This is a genomic window from Acinetobacter gyllenbergii CIP 110306 = MTCC 11365, from assembly GCF_000413855.1.
Classification (GTDB): domain Bacteria; phylum Pseudomonadota; class Gammaproteobacteria; order Pseudomonadales; family Moraxellaceae; genus Acinetobacter; species Acinetobacter gyllenbergii.
This window is the reverse complement of record NZ_ATGG01000014.1, coordinates 14395-39124: the sequence shown is the minus strand read 5'-3', so window position 1 is coordinate 39124 and position 24730 is coordinate 14395. Positions and strand designations below refer to the sequence as shown.

Sequence of the window (24730 nt, the reverse complement as noted above, 5' to 3'; positions counted from 1 at the left end):
TGATGCTGTCCATCAATACGCTGTAGGAAGACTTGAGTATTTAAATCTTGATTGGAAAATTGAATATGGATTGCACGTTTTTGTGCTGTAAGGCCGAGACTCTCTAAAGCTTGATAGATATTATTCAGCATCTGTACATAGAATATTTGATTAAATTTAATGCATATTAATCAGAATGCAATTTTATCGTCTATACAATTCTGTCTATTCATATAAGATTGTCATAATGTGTTTAGCATTTTAATATTTCATGTTGAAAATATATTTCTAACTCGTAATAGTTTTCGTATCTAAGATTTAAAAATAGAGTGCTAACACATAAATTATGTATTCTTATCTTTCTCCCATTTCAACCCTTACTTTTCTAAGTATATTATCCGTTTCTAGCTAAAATGGGATTGAAGTCTATACCGTATAGCGTTTGCTTAACCCCCACTCCGCCAAGATACGGCGATACATGGTCGAAGAACGATCTGCTTCAAAATGTGCTTCCATACTAATATCTAGAGGTAGTTCTTCTGGCTTTTGCGCCTCTACCATCTCTTGATCTTCAGCAAAAATCTGCGCATTAAAATCATACACTGCCTGTAAATCGCCGGTGGTATCAAAATTACGGGTTAACGGTACAAATAAACGGGTCTTATTATGTGAAATCGGACAACACGCATTTAAAATCTTGAGCACCCCGTCATTCGGAAAATGAATGGTCAGCACGGCTGAAAATGGCGGATAAACATCAAAGATCCGTTCCCATAAAAAATCCTCGGGTGCTAAATGCTGCATGCCATGCGGATAGTTGCTGACATTACTGGTGTAGTTTGTATGCAAGCCATAATCGGTGCGTTCAGTCGAATATTTAGGTACCACCGGATTATCTCGATCGGCAAAAGCCTGATGATGCACCCAAGCAAAATGTGCCACATCAATGAAGCCTTCCAATTGACGACCACTTGAACCTGCAATATCGACTGACGGCGGCAAGATGGCTTGATGTGCCGCATTCTCCCATGTCTCTAACACGGGAAAATTCGCCAAACTTTCATCTCTGCCGAGAATACTGGTCCAGACCAAGCCATATTTTAAAACAACAGGAAACTTGGTCAGGGAAAAACGCTCCGAGATTTTAGTTAAATCAGGTTGAGCTGGGATTTTAGTGCATTTACCTTCTTCATTAAAATGAAGTCCATGATAAGGACAAATCAAAGTGTCTCCCTCAACCCAGCCTTTACTCAAAGGCACACCACGATGTGGGCAAATATCCCGAGCCAAGTGAATCTGTCCTGTTTCGGTCTTATACAAAGCTAGATTCATATCCAATAAGGTCACTTGCTGCGGTTTACTGCTCACATCTTCAATACGTGCCACGGGATACCAATGTTGTGCAAGAATCTGCCAATCCTGATCATCAAATTGGCTATGGCATGGCTTATTTGGAAGATTGATGAATGGAATTGCGTTCATATCCTGTGCTCGTGATTTCTTATTTCCGCTGTTGTTTGCAGTGTGGAATAGATCATTATTTTCGTCTATTAGAATGATTTACATGACTCATTCTAAAAATTAGAACAGCACAGGCACTAAAATTGCTTTTGTATTGAAACCTGCTTTATCTCAAGTGAGTTTACAATGGCGCTGCCATTTTCACGTTTTGCCGATTATTTTATTGCCGTTGCCAAAACAGGCAGTTTAAGAAAAGCGGCCGATCAACTGTTTATTTCTGTCTCCGCCGTGCATCGGCAGATCGTGCTGGCAGAAGAAGAACTCGGCGTGGCTTTATTTGAACGATTACCCAGTGGACTCAAGCTGACTTTGGCTGGCGAATTACTCTATGCCGATCTACGCAGCTGGCAAAAAGAGTTTCAAATCACCCAGAAACGTTTGAATGAAATCCAAGGTATACAACGCGGTTCAATTGATTTTGGGATGATTGCAGCACTGAGTGAAAGCTTTGTTAGTGCAGTGATGCAGTCTATTGTTCAGCAATATCCATGGATTAATTTTAAGGTTCGTGTCTTGGACAGTGATCGTATCGCGGATCTGGTGATCAATGCTGAACTCGACTTTGGTTTGATTCTGAACCCTAAACATCAGCACCAATTACAAATCAGCGCCTTTATTGAAATGCCCTTGGGTTTCGTGATTCCCAAACAGCATCCTTTAGCCCATAAAGAAAAAATCTACTTCTCCGATACACTGGAATTCAATCATATTATTCCCGCCGAGCCTTTGGTCATTCATGACCATGTTACGGCCTTATATAAAAAGCAGGACTTTCACCCACGTCATACTATCGAGTGCAATGATATCCATATGATGATCTCCTTGCTCAGACAAAACTTAGGCATCAGCATTATGAGTTATCTGGATGCTGCCCCTTATATTGAAAATGGTGAGTTTGAATTTAGAGCAATCAATGACCATGGCCTACATCCAATTACGGTAGCACTTTGTGTTGCACCAAAACGGCAACTTTCTCGGATTGCGCAAATCATGATGAATCAAATCATTATCGAGATGGAAGCACTAAAATCGCGCATGTTAAAGAACATTCATCAATAACATGGTATTTTTGCACCAAAATAAAACACACAAGCCATTGATTTAAATCAATATAGTGTTTGACACCCAAAGATTTAATCGGGTAAGTTGATGTGAAGATTCACCTTTTTACGATTTAGGCATTGCTATGGTTTGGCCCAATACAGACATTGATTTAACAGCAGATTATCCACGTGATATGGTCGGTTATGCCGATCAACCACCCCATGCACAATGGCCCAATCAAGCGAAAATTGCGGTGCAGTTTGTGTTGAATTATGAAGAAGGTGGTGAAAAGCATATTTTGCATGGCGATGAAGGATCAGAGCAGTTTTTGTCTGAAATCAGTGGTGCAGAAAGTTATCCTGCGCGGCATCTTTCGATGGACTCGATTTATGAATATGGCTCACGGGTCGGTTTCTGGCGCATTCAACAGGAATTTGCCAAACGCCAATTACCCATGACCATTTTTGCTGTGGCAATGGCTTTGCAACGAAATCCATTGGTGGTCGAAGCGATCAAACAACATCACTATGATGTGGTATCGCATGGCTTACGCTGGATTCATTATCAAAATATGGATATTGAAACTGAGAAACAACATATGACGGAAGCCATGCACATCCTCAAAGATTTGTTTGGTGAAATGCCAACGGGTTGGTATACAGGCCGCGATAGCCCCAATACCCGTCAGTTATTGGCGGAATTTGATCAGGTGCAATATGACAGTGATTATTACGGCGATGACTTACCTTTTTGGACAACACTCCGCAATGCAGCGGGTGCAATCCGTCCGCATTTAATTATTCCCTATACACTTGATACCAATGACATGAAGTTTGCGTCTCCTACGGGTTTTAATCGTAGTGAGGATTTTTTTGAATATTTAAAAGATGCTTTTGATGTTCTCTATGCAGAGGGAGCAACTCATCCGAAAATGTTGTCTATTGGTATGCATTGCCGCATTTTAGGACGTCCTGCCCGCTTTAAGGCGCTGCAACGCTTCTTGGATTATGTACAAAATCATGATCGGGTCTGGATTTGTACCCGTCAGCAGATTGCCGAGCATTGGTATAGACATCATCCTTTTCAAGCTTAGGCTTTTTAAAACGTCATCATGTGTCATATATCCGATTTAAACAATTTTTCCAAAGAAAATAAGTTTTAAGATACTCCTTTAGAATAAGGAAATGATCAGGATGAAAGTACAATATTTTGCAGCGAGTACACTAGATGGATTTATCGCAACTGAAGACGATTCTTTAGAATGGTTATTTGCATTGGGCGAACTGGATAACTCGAGTTATCCCACATTTATTGCAAATGTTGGCGCTTTGGTCATGGGCTCAGCAACTTATGAATGGATATTGAATAACGCAGAGCAAGTTGCTGCCGAAACAGGTTCAGCTTGGCCTTATACTCAGCCAACTTGGGTATTTTCCAGTCGTAAACTACCCTTGATTGAAGGTGCAGATATCCATTTTGTACAAGGAGAAGTTAGCCCTGTTTATTCTGAAATAAAATCCATTATTGAGGATAAGAATATCTGGATTGTAGGCGGTGGCGAATTGGCAGGTCAGTTCTATGATGCAAATTTGCTTGATGAGCTTATTATACAAATTGGCTCAGTTACCCTTGCAAAAGGAAAAGCTCTTTTCCCCCGCAGAACACTTGCTCCAACACTTAAACTAAACTCTGTTCATCAAATGGGTGAAGGTATGGTTGAATTACATTATAGCGTTGCGCGGAGTACAACGATTTAATGGGCAGGATTTTGAACCTTCTAAACAGCCTGTTTTACCTACCGAGTAGATCGCATTAAGGTCATCGAGGAACACTAAAACTCAATCTAAATAGCCCACTTTGTTGAATAAAATGGGTTATTCGGAAGAGTTTTTCAGTTTTTAGCTGATACAATTTTATGACCTGATTGTAAATCGATGAGATGCGTTTATACGACATTTCTTAATACCCAAAAAGGAAAAATTAAAAAGGAAGAATGCTTATGGCGCTTATTTCATGCCCCGAATGCAGCCGTCAGGTTTCGACCCAAGCCAACTCCTGCCCGCATTGCGGTTATCCTCTGCAGACGCAACATAACACACCCGAGCCAAGAACATTGCAATCACCGCAGGTGTTAAGCCGCGCCATCATGGCACTCGGCGCTTGGTTGGTCACGCCCTGGATCGCGCGACTCCTGTTCGGACTAGCGGTGCTGGTATTTGCCTATCTTTCACTCAATAGCTAATCAAATATCTTCATTAAAGAACTACATCGCCATATTGTTATACAGGTGTATACATAAGTATTGTAGCCAAAGATAAGCATTCGAAGGACTTAAATCGACTTAATTAAAACAAAATACGGCCAACATATAAGTAGAGTGATTAGACATGTTTTCAATGAACAGATTCATGGTGCTAGGAATAGCATTGCTCGCGTGCTCCTGCACGAAGTCACCCTCGGCTGACGAGGAAAAGGTCAATGATGCGACTGCGAATACAGCCAAAGTCGCAGCCAAGTCCGCTGGGGATGTCGACTTCCCAGTAATTCCGCAGATCGTCGTGCCAGAGATCGTCGGTATCGGCCCAGCCCAGCGAGCGCTGGAAACATCGATGCAAGATATTATTGACCCAGTGGCTGGCATCAGTGTCAAGCCCGCCAACTGTACTACCGACGGCGCATTAGTCAACGATGCGGGCATTACCAGCATGGATGCGCAAGGCAATCTGTCGCGCAACGGTGATGAAGGCATCTTCCATATCGACGCAGACGGCAGTGGTACCGCCAACTACGAAGGCGGTGTCATCGTCATCAACGCCGATGGCAGTGGCACAATCAACGGCAATGGCGACGTTGGCGCTGACGATGGGATCATCTCGGTCGAGGCAGACGGTTCGGGCACATATAACGGCAAGTACGGCATCATCGTGCTGGACGGCAAAGGCGGTGGTACTTGGAACGGCGGCCACGGGGTGATTCGCAACCAAGGTGATGGTTCAGGCAGTTGGAATGGCCCACAAGGCATCGTCACCATCAACGCCGACGGCAGCGGTACATGGAACGGTCCACACGGGTTGGTGAGCAACGACGGTAAAGGCAATGGCAGCATTGGCACACCAGCACGTCAAGTGAAAATGGCACCAATTCCCAAGGTCGCTCCAGCTGGCAAGTTTCCACCGTTAAAAAAATTCGCCCCATCAGGCGCGCCATGCGGGTTCATCATCACTCTCAGTGATCAAGTGTTGTTTGATTTCGACAAGTCAGATATCCGTCCTGACGCAGCCAAGGTGCTGGACACCTTGGCCATGGCCTTGCAGAAAGTGCCAGCCAAGGCAATCGAAATTCGTGGTCATACTGATGCCAAGGGCAGTGATGCCTATAATCTGGATTTGTCCGAGCACCGTGCCAAATCCGTGGGCATGGCCTTGCGCCAGCGTGGTGCTGCAACCGATGCCAGCACGCGTGGTTACGGCGAGTCGCAGCCAGTAGCGCCCAACGAGGTCAGCGGTCAAGACAACCCTGCTGGCCGACAGTTGAACAGGCGGGTGGAAATCTTCGTGCGTACTTGATGATGCTAGCGGGCCAACAATGGTCACGTTTTATGCTCGTAAGCGTATTGCAATAGCTCAGTATTGCAATGCGCATTTGATGAACGATAAAACCTTGTATCTTGTCTATAATAGATTCCAATCTGGCAACTGATGATATGCCTAGGTTTTTTTATTACTCGCTGGACTTAGTTGAATGAATACTTAAAGATACCCGCAAATGCGATGAGTTTCCCCTGCTACAATATCTCAACTTTAGCTTAGGCTATTTTTGCCATGTCCATACTTCGCTGTTGTAATAGCTTCACCGCTTGCTTAGCTTGCCAAGCCAACTCCATCATATCCAGATCAGGAATCTGATCATTTTCCATCACCATTTTCCCTGCTACAAACATGGCCTTAATATGCGCTCGTCCGCCACTTGCCACAGGTCCAATCGCCATATCATGCAAGCCAAAATAACGAGGATCATCTAACTGATAAATGACCAAATCAGCCTGTTGCCCCACCTCAATTGTACCGACTTGATCGAGTCCTAATATCTTCGCACCACCTACCGTTCCCCAACGGATCACATCCTCAATACTAGCAGCATCTGCGCCACCTTCAAATTGTCCTCCCTCATATTGTGGTCTCGCCAACATCCCTTTTCTGGCCCGTTGTAATAACCAAGCGGCATGGGTTTCAGACAACATATCTGCGGCTTCATTGGAACCCGCACCATCAACCCCAATCGAAATGGTCATACCTGCCTGTTCCAAAGCAACCAGATCAGCAATACCGCTACCCAAACGAGCATTACTCTGAGGGCAATGCGCAATGCCTGTTTGAGTTTGGCCCAACAACTGAATTTCTTCTGGCAATAATTTCACCAGATGTGCAAACCACACATCATTGCCAATCCAGTCCTGTTCAGCACAGAACTGGACTGGGGTCATAGCAAACTTAGCTCTAGCTGCATCCAGATAATCCACCGTTTCAGATAAATGGCTATGCATCCGAATCCCCAATTGTCTGGCGATTTTGGCACTTTCACGCAACTGCTGTGCTGTGGTCGAATGCAAAGTTGAAGTGGGTGCCATCACGATTTTTCGGAAAGCATCTGATTCTGGTTGATGATAGTGCTGCACTAAACGCTCAATATCCGCCATATAGTCTTCAAATTTCTCTGGACGTAAGGCTTGAGGCAACTCACTTTCCAAACCACGGGTAAGTGTTGCACCACCACGACACAGCACAAAGCGCATACCCAATTTTTCGGCTTCATCAAATAAAATTGCAGCACCATCAAACGGCATGTGCGGCCAATATAAATAATGATGGTCTGCTACCGTTGCACAACCTGAACGTAATAATTCAATCAAACCAATACGTACAGCAATCCGAAAAGTCGCTTCATCGAATGCACCACGGAACCGATACGGCGTACATGCCAACCACGAAGTCAGATTTTGATTCAGTCCTTGTGGTTCACCCTTGAGTAAAGACTGAAATAAATGATGATGGGTATTCACCCATGCTGGATAAATCACACAATCTTTGGCATCGACAATCTGCTCATTCGGCTGAGTGCTCAACCGTCCTATTTCCGTAATTTGTCCTGATTGGATGCGGATATCGGTGGATGTGCAACGTGCTGCTTCACCAGTTAAACCAGTCAAAATGGCATAGGCATTTTGAATTAAATAGCTATTATTTAAAGTCACTGAACTCATACTTGCTCACTCTCATGCCATTTGCTTAAAAACAACTGGCTTAATAAAGACATGACGACAAATAAGCCCAGACCCGTACAGGTAATCAGGAATAATGCAGCAAACATCAACGGTAAATCCAACTGAAATCCTGCTTGTAAGATTTGATAAGCCAAGCCTGCACTGGTTCCACCCGCACCTGCAACAAACTCGGAAACTACAGCACCAATTAACGCCAAGCCACAGGAAATCCGTAAGCCACCAAAGAAATAAGGCAAAGCATTCGGCACACGTAAACGCATTAGAATTTGCCAGCGACTGGCTTTATTGATTTGAAAAAGATTGAGCAAACCTTTATTGACACTACGCAGACCCAAGGTGGTATTGGTCAGTATTGGAAAAACCGCGACTAACATGGCACACACCACCAAAGCCAAAGTGGTATTTTGAATCCAGATGATGACCAGAGGTGCGATTGCAACAATCGGTGTGACCTGAAATAAAATGGCATACGGCATAAAACAGGCTTCGAGCACACGACTTTGTACAAATACAAAAGCGATCAATGTGCCAATGATCACAGCGCAGACAAAAGCCAATAAAGTGATTTTTAAAGTTACCCATAAACTACTGAATAGCACACTAGACTGATTAATCAGCGCCATGACAATATCACTAGGTTTAGGTACGACATAAACAGGCACTTCCAGTTGTTGAAAACTCAGTTGCCAAAACATGAGAAAAATCAGACCAAGCCCCAATGGAGCGGCAATACGTTGTACCGTTGGATGTTGTAGCAATGGTTTAATCATGATCATGTCCTCCGCTTGCCTCAGCCAATAATTGCGATAGATGCGAACATTGTTGAATAAAAATGTCTGAGCTTCGGAAAGACTCATCGCGTTGATAAGGCCCATTAATATTTAAATCTGCCACTACACGTCCTGGTCGTGCACCCATCACAATGACCCGTGAAGACAGATACACCGCTTCGTAAATACTATGCGTAACAAATACCACCGTGAGATCTCGTTCAGACCATAATTGACGGATATCACTGTCGAGTTTATGGCGGGTAAACTCATCCAATGCGCCAAAAGGTTCATCCATCAGTAATAGATCAGGTTCAGTCACCAAGGCTCTAGCCAAAGAGGCACGCATTTGCATGCCACCCGAAAGTTCACGCGGATAAACTTTGCCGAATTTCTCTAAACCAACGGCTTTTAAAGCAGCTTGGACTTTGGGTGTACTGGTTGATTTGGCAATATGCTGTAAATCCAAAGGTAAACGCACATTGTCTTCAATATTGGCCCACGGCATCAGTGTTGCTTCCTGAAACACCATGGCCATTTTACATTGAGATTGCATTTCAGCCTTGCCATTCCAGCGTACCAAACCTGCTGAAGGCTGTTCCAGATCGGCAAACATTTTTAGCAAGGTACTTTTACCGCAACCTGACGGTCCCAGTAATGAAACAATTTCACCGCGGGCAATATTTAAATCCAGTCGCTGTAAGGCATTGGTGCCATTGGGATAGGTTTTTTCAACGCCTCTCGCCATAATCATCGGCGTGATAAAGGTTGAAGATTCATGTATTGGTGTATCAATTGGTAAAGCAGAATTCATGTGGTTTCCCCTTCGTGCGAGTGCCCTATTTTGTTCACCCTTTCACCCTGACTTACTTTTCAGGCAAGTATCTAAGATTATTTGGCAGCTTTAACAAACTGCGTGGTATAAGCGGCTTTCCAATTGGTTTGGGCTTTGAGTAAACCTGCGTTCACCATAAAATCTCGGGTTGCTTTCCAACGTGCGTCTGTCATCACGCCAATGCCTTGGGTCTTAGCATCTCCACCATCAATCAGTTTTAATTTGCGCATTTGCCCGACCGCAAAAGTCAGCAGTTCATCATTCATATTCGGGTTTTCTTTTTTAATGATGCTATTGCCCAAACGTGGATCAGCTAAATAGTTTTTCCATCCTTCCATCGATGCCTGAACAAAACGGCGCAGTACATCAGGTTTATTTTGAATGACATCATTGCGAGTCACTAAAATGCCGCCATAGGCTGGATAACCCGCATCAGCAAATAAAAAGAAATTACTTGATGGTTCTGCTTTTTTCGCCTGAAACACTTCCGAGGTGGCATAGGCTTGCTGGACTACATTTTTGCCTGCTAAGAATGGCTGCATATTGAAGGTATAAGGGCGTGCCTGCGCGGCATCTAATTTATATTTGCCTTTTAACCAAGGCCACCAGCTTGCTTGTCCGCTGGTCGAGACTAGAATGGTTTTGCTTTTGAGATCGGCCAAAGACTTTACATCGCTGTGAGTTAACACACCTTGTGGATCAAATTGAAATGGTGCTGCCACCGCTTTGATGGGAAAGTTACTTTCGATGCCTTTTAAGACCTGTAGATCATAATTAATAATAATGTCGGCACGTTTTGACAATAATAAGGTCATGTTATTGACCTGTGGGCCACCAATTTTAATATCGACATCAAGCCCGTATTTTTTATAAATTCCTTGTGCCAGTGCTTGGTAATATCCCCCTTGCTCGGCTTGTGCAAACCAAGTAGTTTGTAAAACCAGTTTATCGGCTGCAAAACTGGTTGAGCTGAGCACTGTACCTAGCCCTAATAACGCGCCCGCGATAACAGTACGTCGCCCTTTGCCCACATAGTGCTGAATATTCATATTAAGACCCCTAAATCTGTATGGATTCATCTTGCTGTTCTTTTTAGGGGGTCAATCAATGTATAAGCTACACATTTCTCTCAAAACCAAAAAATCAATTGGCTTTGTCCCCAAAAGAGGAACAGCAAATGCTGTAGAGCAATGTCCCGTATGTTTGCAACATACTGACCGCTTATACTCAATCATGATTTAGCAAGCTCTGTGCCAAGATTGATTTGATCTTGTTTTTTATAGCAATTCTCTAGGTTGGATTTATTATTAGTTATTTTTAGATGAATCAACTGCATTGAGTCTTTGGTTTTGTATGCAGTTTAATGGTGCGTTAAGTAAGTACAGATGCACTCTAAATGAACTATGCGACCGAATAAATTGATCTTTTAAATAACGAGGTTACATGTCGACAATCATTCTGAAATTAGATTTAAAAAAATAAGTCGCCATCAAGTTCCCGAAATACATTCCTCAAAGTACCCATCAATCGTCACTATAGCGGGTAAAAAATCCAAATGTTGTGGTGACTCAAAAAGAATCATTATATTGATCCGATTATCACCACCGCCAAAATAATTTTCATCGGAGACCTCTATTTCACAAGGGGAAAGATACTGCCAGATATGATGCACATCAGAACCAAAGTCGCGTGGAAGAAGTTCACAATCCACAAAAACATCAACCATTGCCTTACTTGCCAATGTCTTGATGGTCGCAACATCAGAAAGCAAACGCGTCATTGCTGCAATCTGCGCATCTGTTGGACCATCACGTTTTGCTCGAACAATAACTCTAAGCATCTCTTCGAATGCATCAAGTTCAACCTCTCCCAGCCAATGTGCACTGCCATATTTCAATAATCCAAATGGTGGGCAATTTATTGTATGCCGATTAAATACACTCATTACTGTCCTGTATTGCAGATAGCCTAGCTCTTGGTTTTATTCTACGCCCGATTGACGCCTTATATTTAAATGAAACACACCCCGAACTAAACCATTCAACATAGCTCAAAATTTAGGCCAATCTTAGCATCAATCTATTTCACTTTATAAACTGGCACAAAAAGTGCTTCATTCTTTCTGTCAGAGTAGAAGCGTTCAGCATAGTCCGTCACATCGACTGCTATGCGGGTCATTGCTCAGAAATCAGCTCACTTTTTTATAAAGCTTTCTCTTATGGAAAAAGTGCGGCTCTTTTTTGAATGTGGCCCCGTCTCTTTCAATCTATTTGATTGGGTCACGGTTTATCCAAAAGATGAGGTTGAAATATGAATAGCGCCAATATGACTCCAATCGCTGAACATGACTACAGCTTAGAAGAACTGCAAAAAGAAGCGCGTATGGGAGCTTTGGGTCAAGAAACCTTTGAACGCGAAGTTCGAGTGATTGATTTATCTGACTTTGAACAACGTAAATATGAAATTGCGGAACAACTCTGGGCGGCTGCCACTGATATTGGTTTCTTTCAGGTCTCGCATCATGGTATTCCACTTGAGCAGATTCAAACTGCATTTGACATGACACAACAGTTTTTTGCTCTGCCTGAACCAGTCAAAGCACGCTACCCACTCCATCGAAATGCAGGTTGGGAAAGTAAGGCCCAAGTCCGTCCATCGACCAGTACCCCAGACCAAAAAGAATCCTACCAAATTACTCGTCCACGTATGGATGGGCTTTATCCAACAGAGCAAGAGCTACCTGACTTTAAAAATACCATGCTTGAATTTGAACATGCGTGTTGGCATGTGGGTATGAAAATACTCTCCTGTTTTGCTTATAAACTGGGTTTTGCTGATAACTTCTTTAGCCTTGCCCATGATCCTGAACAAGACAGTTATCAAAGCACTTTAAGAATGCTGCATTACTATGCCATTGATCCAGCTTTAAAAGATCAATTAGGTCTATGGCGTGCAGGCGCACATACCGATTTTGATTGTTTAACCTTATTGTTCCAACGTAATGGTCAAGGTGGTCTGCAAGTCTGTCCAGGTAAAGATATGGAACAACAACAATGGACCAGTATCGAACCACGGGATGATGTTATCACCTGTAATATCGGCGATATGTTGATGCGTTGGAGTGATGATCAATTACCATCTAATTTCCACCGAGTCAAAAATCCAGAAGCAGATGAATACCAAGGAGCACGTTATAGTCTGGCGTTCTTCTGCCAAGCCAATGAAGATGTGCTGATCGAAAGCCCACAACAGAAATATCCAGCAATTACAGCGAAGGAATATTTAAAACAACGCATCAGTGCGAATTTTAAAGGGAAATACTAATTATTTAGATAGGGTTTGAACTAATTTTCGAATCCTATTAATCGTTAATTCATTGTAGACAGAGGCAAATTGTCTCTGTCTGCTATTAAAAAATTATCGATTTATTTTTCTCGTTTCTGATCTTTTTCTAGATCTATTCTTGGTTTTTTTAGGTGTCTTTTTTGGGGGCATAATAATTTTTCCAGTACCTAATCCTCGGAAAAAATAGTTAACAAGATAAATGAATAAAAAACCGAAATAGAAAAATGGGAATATCGTAAAGACACTAAAAGCACTTTCCCATAAAAGCACACCAATCCGATAATTATAACTTAACTGGATAAGCGCACCTCTACGGCTACCATCCTGAAAGGAAATATCATCCAAAAGAAAATGGATCATACCCATTAAAAAACAAAAGAAAAACATCCCTGAAACAATCGTTTTTTTAATTAATGGTTTCTCCAGCCATGGATATTTCTTCGATGCATCAAACTCGGCCTGAAAAAATTTACTATAAATTTTTTCCTGAAACACCTTGCCCAAACCCACTCTCTTAATAAATAGAAAACACAAATAACCGCCGAAAACAGATGTTATAATCGTATAATAAATACTTGAAAGAATAGTAAAAAATGGCAGAGGACCTTTGGTTCCCACCGTAATCAACATCTGCTCTGTAATATAATGATAAATCTCATACTGCCACTGATTGCGTGGATATGCTGGAAATAAAAATAACGGTAAAATGAATACGATAATCAAAAAAGCAATCTGTACTTTCGCTTTTCTTTTTTCTTTAGCTCGTTGTTCAAGCGCTAAGCGCCTTTGTTCTAATTTTTCTTGCTTCTTTTGCTTTGTGTACTGCCCAAGCAATTCTCTTGCTACATAACGTTTTGTTGACATAGAAAATCAATATTTATGTTTTATATAAAAATCTTAATTAGAAAATAATAAAGATACGCGAATATTCATAGAATCGAGAATTCTAAATTAAAATGAGCAACCCTCCAACATTTTAAATGTACATATCTTCTTTTTATAAAATTTATACAGTCAGAGATTCACGATCTCTGACTGTACTAAAGCTTCAGTGATCCAGCGCGATTGAGATAAATGATGGACATCGCAATTACTGCCACCCCCAATACGATCAACCACGAGAAAATCACTATTTGCTTCCAAAGTAATTAAAGGATGATGCCATACCCCTTGATGGTAGGTAACTCCCTGCTGCCCATTACTGATAAAAGCTTGAATCCGTTGCTCATCAGGTCGCGCTTGATCAAAAGGCAACGCCACAACAACAATAAACTTCTGTTGCTGTAATGGAATAAAAGACTGTGAACCATAAGGATGTCGTTCTAACATCTCAATCTGAAATGGAATTGGAGTTGCAAACAGATTATGAAAAATACTCATTCCGACGGCGACCTGATCCCCTGATACCTGTGCCAGAGATAAGGCGTGATAGCGTTCAGTGAGTCCTTGATTAATCGGGATAAAGTCTTTATTGCTCTTTTCAATCACATCACCAAAAGCAGCAAAACTGTCTTGAGTTAAAGGCCGAATTTCAATATTTTTTTCATGCATAGGTTGATTCTCTTTAGATCAGTTGCATCGCGTGAGCAACACTGTCGCGCAAGGCAACTTTTGCGCTGTTGCTTTATTTTGCTTAAAAATAACTACAGATTATGCAATCAAATTAAAATCAAAAGCTCAAAAACCAATGGCTGCGCCATTGGTTTTTGAGGGTGTGCTAAGGGGCTTCGCCCCTTAAACCCCTGAAAAATCATTTTGCAACCAGTGCCGCTTTCCCCCATAAACGAATCCGGCTAATCCCGCCATCGGGAATCATATTGACGCGGATATAATTCACTTTTTGATGTTGAAGCACTTCTGCAACATATTCATGAATATTGTCCATGCTCAAAGGCTGCTGTTCCAATAAAAAAGGCCAAAACATACTCTGCGGAATAAGTTGCGCATCAGTCGCATCTTCAACATAAGCGGCTTGAATCGAACAAAAAGCGGGAAAATTCCCTTTAAAATACGTGGTATCGACGTCAATTTTTTCAATCTGCCCGGTTTGTCCCAAGGCAATAATGCACCAGTCAAAACCAGGAGCACGGCGACGTTTGGTCTCCCAACCATCGCCCATATTTAAACCACGATCAGGGCTGAGTAAATTATTCGGATGGCCAAAATGCGCATCGCTAAAGGCCACAATACGCCCGCCATTTTTTAAACCAATCAAATCCATCTGCTGGGTTGTATCGACATTTTCGAGCAGCACACGGCCATAGACTCTTAAACGGGCAATACCGCCATCAGGGAAAATATTAATGCGAATATGGGTAATTTTCTGAGCAGCGCAGTCGAAAAAATGATGCTGATCTGGAGATAAAACCGAATTTTCTAATAACGTCGTCCAAGTGATACCTTCTAATTGATTATCTGGTGCATAGCAGCCCTCAATAGAAGCAGAGGCTGGATAATTACCTGTAAAGAATGAGGTATCAATATCAAATCCAGATACAGTCCCTGTTGCACCTAAACGAACAATACACCAATCATAACCAGACTCACGTTTACGTCGCGTTTCCCACCCATCCATCCATTTGCCATTGTCATCATATTTTCCTTCAATGAATTGAGCGGGTGTGCTTTGCAACATTCTTGCCGCTTCTGCAAAAAACTCATCAGAACAACTGACGATACTTGCACCAATTCTGGCATCAGCAAGATTGGTGGACGCCTGCAAATGGGTCGGTAAAGCTACGGTTTTAGCAACATGCACTGTCATTGATCATTCCTGAAGGTTTCATTTCTATTCTATTATGCAAGATCCAGTCCAACTGGTCTGACCTGTTATTAAAAATATAGCTATTTTTAATCAACAGCGCCAACAAAAAGATAAATTTTGTGTAGAATCAAACTGTTTATTTTTATATTTAAGGTGTGTTGCTGATGAGTCCACAGGCGATGCTCAATGGAAAATCATCTCAGGTGACTGAGCAAGCGGTGGAAGTGATTCATCAACGCATTCAACAAAATACGTATGCAGTCGGCTCTGCCTTACCCTCGCAACGTGATCTTGCGCTCCAGTTGGGAATCAGTCGTGCTTCTTTACGTGAGGCATTAACCCGTCTTGCCGCTTTAGGCTTATTGGAAATCAAGGCGGGTAAAGGGGTTTATGTGATTTCACAGCATAGCCAAGCCGCAGAACAATGGGATGGCGAACACCGTGTTTCGCTTAAAGATTTCTATCAATTACGTTATGTACTGGAAGGTTTCTGTGCCCTGCTTGCATGTGAATATTTAACCGAACAGGATAAGTCGACCCTGCAGCAACACTACCAGTCCCTTGCCAGTGCAATCAAAGAACAAAACTGGCAGGCAGCCTCTGAGTTTGATTATGCTTTTCATCAGCACATTATTGAACTTAGCCATAATCAATCAATTATTCAAACACTTAAAATGCATACTGAATGGATTAAAAAAAGTCAGATCCTACCTTTTGTTCAACCTAATCTGGCATTTAAAACTATTCAAGAACATGAGTTAATTCTGCAAGCCTTATTTCATCAGGATGCAGCTGCGGCTGAAAAAGCCATGCAAGCGCATATTATTGGTGCTGCACAACGGGCGGGTGTGTACTTTTCTCGGCATGAGAATGTTTAAAAAGTTCCTTATTTAATTTGAATATAAGCATCTATTTACTATCGTGACTGGCGGCATGGATGCCGCCTGTTTAGCTGTGGTATCAGGGAAGTACCATCAGCTAAACAAAGGATTTTTGTTACTTTTGATCCTTCAAAAGTAAAGTAAAAAACTATCGTATTAAAGTCTACCGAAGCAAATTATTTATAATGTGTTTTAAACATATGTATCCTTTCGCAATCACACTCGTTTAAGAAAAATCTTACTTGTGTTTTAGATAAAAACTTGAACTTTTACTAATGCACCACTTTGCCCCATGCTTTGAACCATATCCATGCAGCCTTTCTATTTTTGCTTTTTAATAAAGCAAATTATCTGGTATGACCAGTAAAACCAGTTGCTAAAATTGGCACACTTCTCGCTTAGAACTGTTTAGAAACTTATTTATATTTTAGGGTCTGAACAATGAATATTGCGATTGTAGGTGCAGGTATGGGCGGTTTGACTGCTGGTATCGCTTTAAAAAAATTTGGTCATCAGGTCACGATCTATGAACAAGCTGCCGAAATCTTACCCGTCGGTGCCGCTATTTCACTGTGGTCAAATGGGGTGAAGTGCCTCAATTATCTGGGCTTAACCGATCAAATTCAGGCGCTTGGTGGGCAAATGGAATCTTTGGCTTATGTGGATGGACTGAGCCAACAAACCATGACTCAATTTAGCTTATCACCATTATATAAAGAAGTCGGACAACGTGCCTATCCTGTCGCCCGAGCTGATCTACAACAATTATTAATGCAGCAATTTGGTCTGGAAGATATCAAGCTGGGCATGAAAATGACCGAGATTGAAAGCCATCAAGATGATGTCACCCTTCATTTTCAGGATGGCTCACAAATTACAGCCGATTTACTGATTGGTGCAGATGGCACACATTCGCTCACCCGAAAATTTGTCCTCGGTTACCAAGTTGAACGTCGCTATGCAGGTTATGTGAATTGGAATGGTTTGGTTGATATTGATGAAGCGATTGCACCTGCCATGCAATGGACGACGTATATCGGTGAAGGTAAGCGTGTTTCACTGATGCCCGTTGCCCAAAATCGTTTCTATTTTTTCTTTGATGTGCCGCTAGCGGCTGGTTTGGAAAATCAGCGTGAACAGTATAAGCAAGACCTGAAATCCCATTTCAGCGGTTGGTGTGAACCTGTACAAAAACTGATTGAACGTTTAAATGCGCAAAAAACCAATCGTGTCGAAATTCATGACATTGAACCGTTTATGGATTTTTATAGAGGACGTGTGGTGCTACTCGGTGATGCAGCTCATAGCACCACCCCAGATATCGGACAAGGCGGCTGTCAAGCCATGGAAGATGCGATTTACCTCGCCCGCGCCTTACAAATCAATACCTTTGGTTTAGAGGATGCATTGGCGCGTTATCAAAACAAGCGCAATGATCGTACCAAAGAAATGGTGCTCCGAGCCCGTAAGCGTTGCGATGTCACCCATATGAAAGATCCTCAAGTGACTGAAGAATGGTATCAATCGCTGTACCAAGAGCAAGGCTCACATATCATGCAAGGGATTATCAGTAATATTATTGGCAATCCACTCGATTAAATTAAAAAAGGGGCGCTTATCAGCCCCCCTCCTTTAAATCAATCACGATTTCTTAAGCCGCCAATAAGGCTTTCGCTGCAGCACGATGTTTTGCTTTCAGTTCTTCTAAATCAAGCCCTTGAATCTCGCCATGTTTGACTCGCCACTGGCCTGCGACCATCACATGTTCCGCTTTATCCGCACCACACAAGAGCAAGGCTGCAATTGGGTCATGACTGCCTGAGAATTTCAATTCATCGAGCTTATAACAGGCTAAATCGGCCTGATACTCAGGCGCAAATTGTCCTAAATGCTGTCCACGCCCTAATAGCTGTGCGGAACCGAGGGTTCCCCAATGCAAGGCCAACTCAGGAGTAATCCTTTCAGCACCGTATTTTAAACGTTGTAAATACATGGCCTGACGAACTTCCAGAATTAAATTTGAAGCATCTCCAGAGGCGGAACCATCAACGCCCAGCCCCACATTGGCACCTGTCTGCATTAAATCGAGGGTTGGGCAAATCCCTGAGGCGAGGCGCATATTGGAATGTGGACAATGACAGATTCCCACACCTGCCTGCCCTAAACGCTGAATTTCATCTGCATTAAAATGAATACCATGTGCTAACCAAGTCCGTTCATTTAGCCAACCCACGTGTTCTAAATAATCCACCGTGCGCATGCCAAACTTTTCCAGACAGAAGCTTTCCTCATCCAAGGTTTCTGCGAGGTGTGTATGCAATCGAACATCCAGTGTCTGAGCGAGTTGCGCGCTTTCTCGCATAATCTCCTGTGTCACCGAAAAGGGTGAGCATGGAGCCAAAGCAATATTGACCATGCCATTATCCCCGCGTTGATGATAGGTCTGCACCAAGCGTTCACTGTCCCTTAAAATGACCTCCATACTTTGCACGGTATGCTGTGGCGGTAAACCACCCTGTTCTTGTCCAAGACTCATCGAACCTCGGGTTAACATCACCCGCATTCCCAATTGCTGTGCGGCATTAACTTGAATATCAATCGCATCGGTCAATTGTTGCGGGAATAAATAATGATGATCCGCAGCAAAGGTACAGCCCGATAACAACAACTCGGCCAAAGCCACTTGAGTCGCGACATGTAACTGCTCTGGATTTAGACGTGCCCATACCGGATACAGATTAACCAACCATGGAAATAAAGGGAGATTAACCACAGGTGCCCAAGCTCGAGTCAAGGTTTGATAAAAATGATGGTGGCTATTTACCAAGCCAGGAATCACCACCACATCTTTGGCATCGAATATCTCATCACAAGGCAGACTGGGTTGCTGATCCTTTGCCAAAACCTCAATGATTTTATTATTTTCAATCACCAAGCCATTACTCGCATCGAGTTGATTCGCGGTATAAATTGCGAGTGGTTGTTTAATCCAGATTCTTGAACGGCTATTTAAGCTGGCCATCATTGTCATTACCTCGTCCTTTAAAATTTGTAGCTCAGTGCAAAACGGTTTTGTAAGAAATTCTTGTCATAGCGCGGTGATGTCTGAATCCCCGCAAAATTACTGACACTAAAACCTTTCAAAGCACCCGTGAAGTTATAAATGCCAAACAGCATGTATTCAGATTGGTTTCGACTGGCGACATTTTCTGCCTCTTTTAAATCCATAAATGAATAACGTGCCCCTGCAATCACTTGATCGGTGAGTTTGCCCTCCAAAGACAGCATCAAGGCATTGCCCGCGCCTAGATCTTGGGTACTGGTAAAAAAAGGTTGTGCAAAGATTTCACCAGACGATGTCTGACTGGCATAAGGCATAAGCAGCGCACCATTTAAATAGCTCTTTTGATCGGGCTTAATATAGTTATAGGCCAGCTTCAAACTGGCAGCCGGTAAAACTTTCAACGCAGCTTGAACACCCCAAACCTGACTAATGATCTCGCCTGCAAGTGCCTTGCCCTGATCCTTGCCAGACATATATTGCAGTGACAATTCAGGAGCATAATTCAATTTTGGAAATGCCAGATCCGCTTGGGTATAGATCAAACGCAGATAATCATCATAATCCTGATACCACAGTTGGGTTTTTAGGGTCTTATCATCCGCTAATGCAAAACGTTTCCCTGCACCAATCGACCAGACTCCATCAGTTTGCAAGTTTGGGTTTTGACGTGAGCTTTTGGTGAACTCATCTTCTGCATAACTTTTATATTTATTCACTTTGGTCAGGCGCAGGAAATCATTGTTATTCCCGATCTGTACATCCGCAGCTTGATATAAGAACATCAAGACACGGCGGTCCGCATAATCTCCCATAAAAGGCAAATTGAGACGCTGATTACCGACGGTCACCCGCGCCAAATCATTTTTCCACGTCAGATAGGCTTCTGCTAAACCATCACGATCTTCTTTTAATTCAGAGACTTCATCATTCTTGTTTTTTTCATCCAAGCGACGCTGAATATCATAGCCAACCCCTGCCTGTACCCCATAAAAAGGCGCTGTTTCATATTTGATATAGCCGCCAATCACCGTGGTATCTTGATTTAAATTATTCACAAAATAACCATTATTGAGTGAATAATACGTAGACTTGACCACGCCATGCACACTGCCACAGGCCAATACAGCAGAGATCGATTCAATTGAATTGTCCTGAGGCTGACAATCTTGTTGCAGATTAAATAAAGCATTTAAGCTGGTATCGGCAGCCCATGCTGGTAATGTTGTCCCCATAGCGACTGCGAAAGCAACCAATGTTAAGCGAATTTTTTGCATAGATATCCCCTAGATCTTTGATCTAAAAATTGATTTAAAACCTTTAAAACCGACCTGCTGATGCTTTAAAAATCTTGCTTTGCACTTTTTTAAAGCCAAAAACGCCCCCAGACCTATTCAAAATTAAATAAGCGACTTTTAACGATGTGCAGGTAAAAAGCAGGATTCAGTTTGAACATTCAAGCCTGAATCCGTGATGATTAATGCCCTGAGTTTAAGGGCAAGCTTGCCACTTCCACTGATTTTTTAGTGAATGGAAGATGATTGAAAATGATGTTCAGTAGAATTGCAGTGATACAGGTCGAACTGATCCCAGAGTGTAATAACATCTGCACAGAAACAGGAAATTGTGCATAAAACTCATGGTTTACAATCGGAATCATGCCGATCGCCAATGAGGTCGCGACAATAATCAGGTTCTTATGCTCGTTATAATCCACTTTCGCTAAAGTGCGAATTCCACTGGCTGCGACTGTTCCAAACAGGACAATCCCCGCTCCGCCTAATACGGGCATCGGAATGGATGCGACTAAACGCCCCACAATCGGCAGCAAACCTAAAACAATCAGAATTCCGCCTGCAGTTGCCACCACGAATCGGCTTTTAATTCCAGTAATTACCACCAGTCCAACATTCTGTGCAAATGCCGTTTGCATAAATGAACCAAAGATCGGTGAGATTGCACTCGATAACATGTCGGCACGTAAACCATCCCCTATCCGTTTAGAATCGACTTTGCTGCCCACGATTTCACCAATCGCAATAATATCTGCGGTGGTTTCCGTCATCACCACCAAGGTCACAATCACCATGGAAAGAATGGCAGAAAACTCAAAGACAGGAGAACCAAAGTGGAAAAAGCTCGGCAAAGCAAAGATAGAGCCTGAACCGACATTGGAAAAATCAGTGAATCCTGCAAAATAAGCCAGCACGGTTCCCAACACAATGGCAATCAAAATCGCAAGCCGACGCAAGATTTGACTGCGTAACATACTAAAAATAATCACAATCGCTAAGGTCATTAATGCCAAACCGACATTGGCTGGATCCCCCCAGTTTTCAGCTTTTGGATTGCCGCCCATAATCCAGCGGATTGCCACAGGCGTCAGCGAAATACCGATCATGGTAATCACACAACCCGTCACCACGGGTGGGAAAAAACGGATGATTTTTGCGAAAAATGGCGTAAGCAACAGGCCAATGATCGACGCCACAATCACAGCACCAAACGCCGAGGCCAAACCACCACCTGTGGTTACAATGGCGAGAATCGTGGCGACACCTGCGAAAGAGACGCCCTGAACAATCGGCAATTTCGCCCCGAAATGCTTGAAACCAACGGTTTGTAAAACGGTGGCAATTCCCCCAACAAATAATGCAGCCGCCACCAATAGTCCAATTTCAGAGGCTTGCAAGCCCGCCGCAGCACCAATAATGAGCGGCGGTGCAATGATGCCGCCATACATAGTCAAGACATGTTGCAAACCATAAATCAGGTTTTTGTTCATGCCTAAATATTGATGTTCTGCTGATCCGTGAGCCTCACGGTCTAGGTTGTCTTGCTGCATGGGTTAATTCCTCAAATTAAATTCATAATGTCCACATTGCTTGAATTGGTTTAGCTGCCACGATAGGTTGAATATGAAAACGGACTGATTAATAACGGCACGTGATAGTGCTGTTGAATATCAGCGACCTTAAAATCAATACATACGCGTGGATAAAAACTTTCGGTATTTAAAGCTTGAAAATAATCGGCAACTTCAAAAATTAATTGGTAATTGCTCTGCACAAATACCTCGAGGTTGAATGTTTTAATACGACCATCGGCATCGGTAACTTGCTGATCTAATAACACATAGCCTTGATCCACTTGCTGCAGTAATTTCACTAGAACCTTTGACGCAGGCTGACCCAGTGATGCATTTAAAATATGTGTGCTGATACCCGCCATTATTGAATCTCCTGATTTAAACGAAGCAGTGCAATTTCCCCTAATTGCTGCTTCACTTCGGCTTGCTCTTGTTCTGCTGTGTTTTTGAGTCTGCGTTGCAGCTCAGACAGTATCTGTTGCCCAGAACGCCCTGCTGCACGAATCAGATAGATATGCCCAAATTTGTGCTCATAATCTAAATTGCCCTGATAAAGTGCCAGTTGCAGCACTGCATCGGTTTGGATCTGCCCTTGCTCTTGCTGAGAAAACTGCTGTTCTTTTTCAGACAACACCGCTGCCGCTTTTTTCTCACCAATACGTGGATGTTGCGCCAAGGCCGCAGAAATTTCAGGCCATTGCCAGGTTTGCGCTTGTGCAAGCGCAGTTTGATAAAGCTGTTCTTTAGAGCTGTATGGACGTTGCTGTAGCAGTTCAGAAATCCAATTGGGAATGTGCACACAGCCTTGCAAAACCCGTTTGGCCGCATCTGAATCTAGCTGATTGAAAGTTTCGAGTTGCATCGCTGCTCCAATTTAACGCATTGTCTGACTGGTCTGACCAGATATCGTAAATGAAGCAATGAATATGCCAACTCTACTTACCCACACGCAATATCGACTTTCTGACTGTAATGTACGAATGATTTAAACTAGAAAATACAGCATCTAATTATTTATTTTTATTTAAAATAATATTTAAAAATAGAACCCTATATTTATATTAAAACTATTTGACTATCAAAATATCCTCTGCTAGTTTTTTAAATGCTCAAACGATCTTATATATTTAGAGCACTTACATAATAATTTAAGATCAAATAAAAACCAAAAATCATGATTTATTCTAATAATCAAAAGAGAAAATAATATGTGTACCGAGTTTATTCTACCTCAAGCAACAGGCTATCGCATCTCTGGACGTACTATGGATTTTGCCGCCACCTTTACTTGGCAACTGGCTGCAATCCCATTGGCAACGCCCTTAAAGGCAATTGATAGCTTAAGTCCGAATACACCAACTTATCACTGGACTGCAAAATATGGTTTTATGGGGATTGGGATTAAGCTCCCTTTAAATCTGCTTGATACCAAACTATGTGATGCCATGAATACAGAAGGATTTTCGGCAGCTGCACTTTGGTTACCACCTTCCCGTTATCCTAAAAAAACTGATGCACCACCAAATGCCAAATTGATTTCCGCGTTGGATATTTGTGGCTGGGCTGCGTCTAACTACAACTCAGTTGAAACCTTAAAAAAAGATTTATACGCCATTCAACAAGGACAGCCCACTTCGCTAGGGGAAGTCTTATATTTTTGGGATCCGCTACAATTTTCTGAGCACAGCGAGTTTAATCATACAGATGAACTCAAAAACTTAATCCCAATTCATTTCCAGTTTCACGATAAAACGGGCGCAAGTCTGGTGCTTGAATTTCGTGATGGGCAATTATCGATTACCGACAATACCGATATTGGGGTCATGACCAATACCCCATTTATTGAATGGCATCGTACCAACTTGGAAAATTATCTGGGCGTTACCAATGTTGAAACGGACAGCCAGACCATCATTGGTCTCAATGTGAATAAAGCGGGTAATGGTGGTGGTTCAATCGGGCTCTCTTCTTCCGCATTGCCTTCTGATCGATTCTTACGTACAGCTTTTACGCTGAATTACTCTATTCCTTGGTTAAATCAAACACAACGCCCAAGTAATACTGCCGCGATTGCCCATGTAATGAATGTGATTAAAGGCATCTATGTTACTCGCGAACAATGCATTGACCAAACTGGCAATATCAAAGGTGACTATACTCAATGGGAAATTGTTCGTGATCACAGCAATCAGGTTTTCTATATCGCAACAACCGCAAGCTTAGGTTTTTGGCAAATTAACTTCTCGGATTACCAACTGGGGCAAAATGCTCAACCACAATTTGCTGTGATTTCTGATGCGACAGATATGCCCATGTTAAAGGCGACGGCTTAAGATCAAATCAATAAAAAACGGCAATCACTAAGATTGCCGTTTTGTTT

At 42.5% G+C, this 24730-nt stretch carries 24 protein-coding genes; 9 read left to right on the top strand and 15 right to left on the bottom strand.

What is annotated here, in order from left to right:
• Positions 1–131 (bottom strand): hypothetical protein (locus F957_RS22130; RefSeq protein WP_016660333.1); only part of this gene is annotated, 131 nt, incomplete at its 3' end.
• Positions 132–405: 274 nt separating this feature from the next.
• Positions 406–1461, bottom strand: coding sequence for an aromatic ring-hydroxylating oxygenase subunit alpha (locus F957_RS10805; protein WP_016542934.1), 1056 nt, complete (start codon positions 1459–1461; stop codon positions 406–408).
• Between the two features lie 165 nt (positions 1462–1626).
• Here F957_RS10805 and F957_RS10810 point away from each other — a divergent pair, with 165 nt between their 5' ends.
• The 5 genes from F957_RS10810 (at position 1627) to F957_RS10825 (ending at position 6110) form a co-directional block, all read left to right on the top strand.
• Positions 1627–2559, top strand: coding sequence for a LysR family transcriptional regulator (locus F957_RS10810; RefSeq protein WP_016542933.1), 933 nt, complete (start codon positions 1627–1629; stop codon positions 2557–2559).
• A 127-nt stretch (positions 2560–2686) separates the two neighbouring features.
• Positions 2687–3637, top strand: a complete 951-nt coding sequence (puuE, locus tag F957_RS10815; RefSeq protein ID WP_016542932.1) for an allantoinase PuuE — start codon at positions 2687–2689, stop codon at positions 3635–3637.
• 100 nt (positions 3638–3737) lie between these two features.
• On the top strand, positions 3738–4301 hold the full coding sequence (locus F957_RS10820) for a dihydrofolate reductase family protein (RefSeq protein ID WP_016542931.1): 564 nt from the start codon (positions 3738–3740) through the stop codon (positions 4299–4301).
• Between the two features lie 242 nt (positions 4302–4543).
• The gene (locus F957_RS21115; RefSeq protein WP_016542930.1) at positions 4544–4786 is read left to right on the top strand and encodes a zinc ribbon domain-containing protein; all 243 of its coding nucleotides are present in this window, start codon (positions 4544–4546) and stop codon (positions 4784–4786) included.
• 145 nt (positions 4787–4931) lie between these two features.
• Positions 4932–6110 carry an OmpA family protein gene (locus tag F957_RS10825; RefSeq protein ID WP_016660332.1) on the top strand — a complete coding sequence of 393 codons (1179 nt, stop codon included), beginning with the start codon at positions 4932–4934 and terminating at the stop codon, positions 6108–6110.
• Positions 6111–6349: 239 nt separating this feature from the next.
• Here F957_RS10825 and F957_RS10830 read toward each other — a convergent pair whose 3' ends face one another.
• The 5 genes from F957_RS10830 to F957_RS10850 form a co-directional block, all read right to left on the bottom strand.
• Positions 6350–7804 (bottom strand): amidohydrolase family protein, encoded by a 1455-nt coding sequence (locus F957_RS10830; RefSeq protein WP_016542928.1) that lies wholly within the window; start codon positions 7802–7804, stop codon positions 6350–6352.
• Complete coding sequence (locus F957_RS10835; RefSeq protein ID WP_016542927.1) at positions 7801–8595, bottom strand: ABC transporter permease; 795 nt, start codon at positions 8593–8595, stop codon at positions 7801–7803. Before F957_RS10835 ends, F957_RS10830 begins: the two co-directional genes overlap by 4 nt.
• On the bottom strand, positions 8588–9409 hold the full coding sequence (locus tag F957_RS10840; RefSeq protein ID WP_016542926.1) for an ABC transporter ATP-binding protein: 822 nt from the start codon (positions 9407–9409) through the stop codon (positions 8588–8590). The genes F957_RS10835 and F957_RS10840 overlap by 8 nt, the downstream gene beginning before the upstream one ends.
• A 77-nt stretch (positions 9410–9486) precedes the next feature.
• A complete protein-coding gene (locus F957_RS10845) occupies positions 9487–10479 on the bottom strand; it encodes an ABC transporter substrate-binding protein (protein WP_016542925.1) in 993 nt (330 codons plus the stop codon).
• 440 nt (positions 10480–10919) lie between these two features.
• A complete protein-coding gene (locus tag F957_RS10850; protein WP_016660331.1) occupies positions 10920–11375 on the bottom strand; it encodes a hypothetical protein in 456 nt (151 codons plus the stop codon).
• A 365-nt stretch (positions 11376–11740) separates the two neighbouring features.
• Between F957_RS10850 and F957_RS10855 the strand changes: the two genes are divergently transcribed.
• Positions 11741–12754 (top strand): isopenicillin N synthase family dioxygenase, encoded by a 1014-nt coding sequence (locus tag F957_RS10855; RefSeq protein ID WP_016542922.1) that lies wholly within the window; start codon positions 11741–11743, stop codon positions 12752–12754.
• A gap of 93 nt (positions 12755–12847) precedes the next feature.
• On the opposite strand, the gene F957_RS10860 is transcribed toward F957_RS10855, so the two are convergent.
• The 3 genes from F957_RS10860 to alc form a co-directional block, all read right to left on the bottom strand.
• The gene (locus F957_RS10860) at positions 12848–13639 is read right to left on the bottom strand and encodes a hypothetical protein (protein ID WP_016542921.1); all 792 of its coding nucleotides are present in this window, start codon (positions 13637–13639) and stop codon (positions 12848–12850) included.
• Between the two features lie 150 nt (positions 13640–13789).
• Entirely contained in the window at positions 13790–14326 is a 537-nt protein-coding gene (locus F957_RS10865) for an ureidoglycolate lyase (protein WP_016542920.1), read from the bottom strand.
• Between the two features lie 199 nt (positions 14327–14525).
• Positions 14526–15539 (bottom strand): allantoicase, encoded by a 1014-nt coding sequence (gene alc, locus F957_RS10870; protein WP_016542919.1) that lies wholly within the window; start codon positions 15537–15539, stop codon positions 14526–14528.
• Positions 15540–15703: 164 nt separating this feature from the next.
• Between alc and F957_RS10875 the strand changes: the two genes are divergently transcribed.
• Positions 15704–16417 carry a FadR/GntR family transcriptional regulator gene (locus tag F957_RS10875; protein WP_016542918.1) on the top strand — a complete coding sequence of 238 codons (714 nt, stop codon included), beginning with the start codon at positions 15704–15706 and terminating at the stop codon, positions 16415–16417.
• A 444-nt stretch (positions 16418–16861) separates the two neighbouring features.
• On the top strand, positions 16862–18019 hold the full coding sequence (gene hpxO, locus F957_RS10880; RefSeq protein ID WP_016542917.1) for an FAD-dependent urate hydroxylase HpxO: 1158 nt from the start codon (positions 16862–16864) through the stop codon (positions 18017–18019).
• A gap of 52 nt (positions 18020–18071) precedes the next feature.
• Here hpxO and F957_RS10885 read toward each other — a convergent pair whose 3' ends face one another.
• The 5 genes from F957_RS10885 to uraD all read right to left on the bottom strand — a co-directional run bounded on the left by F957_RS10885 (position 18072) and on the right by uraD (position 23212).
• On the bottom strand, positions 18072–19445 hold the full coding sequence (locus tag F957_RS10885; RefSeq protein ID WP_016660330.1) for an 8-oxoguanine deaminase: 1374 nt from the start codon (positions 19443–19445) through the stop codon (positions 18072–18074).
• 17 nt (positions 19446–19462) lie between these two features.
• The gene (locus F957_RS10890; protein ID WP_016542915.1) at positions 19463–20758 is read right to left on the bottom strand and encodes a hypothetical protein; all 1296 of its coding nucleotides are present in this window, start codon (positions 20756–20758) and stop codon (positions 19463–19465) included.
• A 200-nt stretch (positions 20759–20958) separates the two neighbouring features.
• The gene (locus F957_RS10895) at positions 20959–22326 is read right to left on the bottom strand and encodes a nucleobase:cation symporter-2 family protein (RefSeq protein ID WP_016542914.1); all 1368 of its coding nucleotides are present in this window, start codon (positions 22324–22326) and stop codon (positions 20959–20961) included.
• A 50-nt stretch (positions 22327–22376) separates the two neighbouring features.
• Positions 22377–22712 (bottom strand): hydroxyisourate hydrolase, encoded by a 336-nt coding sequence (gene uraH / locus F957_RS10900; protein WP_016542913.1) that lies wholly within the window; start codon positions 22710–22712, stop codon positions 22377–22379.
• Positions 22712–23212, bottom strand: coding sequence for a 2-oxo-4-hydroxy-4-carboxy-5-ureidoimidazoline decarboxylase (gene uraD, locus F957_RS10905; protein WP_005274437.1), 501 nt, complete (start codon positions 23210–23212; stop codon positions 22712–22714). The genes uraH and uraD overlap by 1 nt, the downstream gene beginning before the upstream one ends.
• A 346-nt stretch (positions 23213–23558) precedes the next feature.
• On the opposite strand from uraD, the gene F957_RS10910 reads away from it, so the two are divergent.
• Positions 23559–24683, top strand: a complete 1125-nt coding sequence (locus F957_RS10910; RefSeq protein WP_016542912.1) for a linear amide C-N hydrolase — start codon at positions 23559–23561, stop codon at positions 24681–24683.
• Positions 24684–24730: the final 47 nt, after the last annotated feature.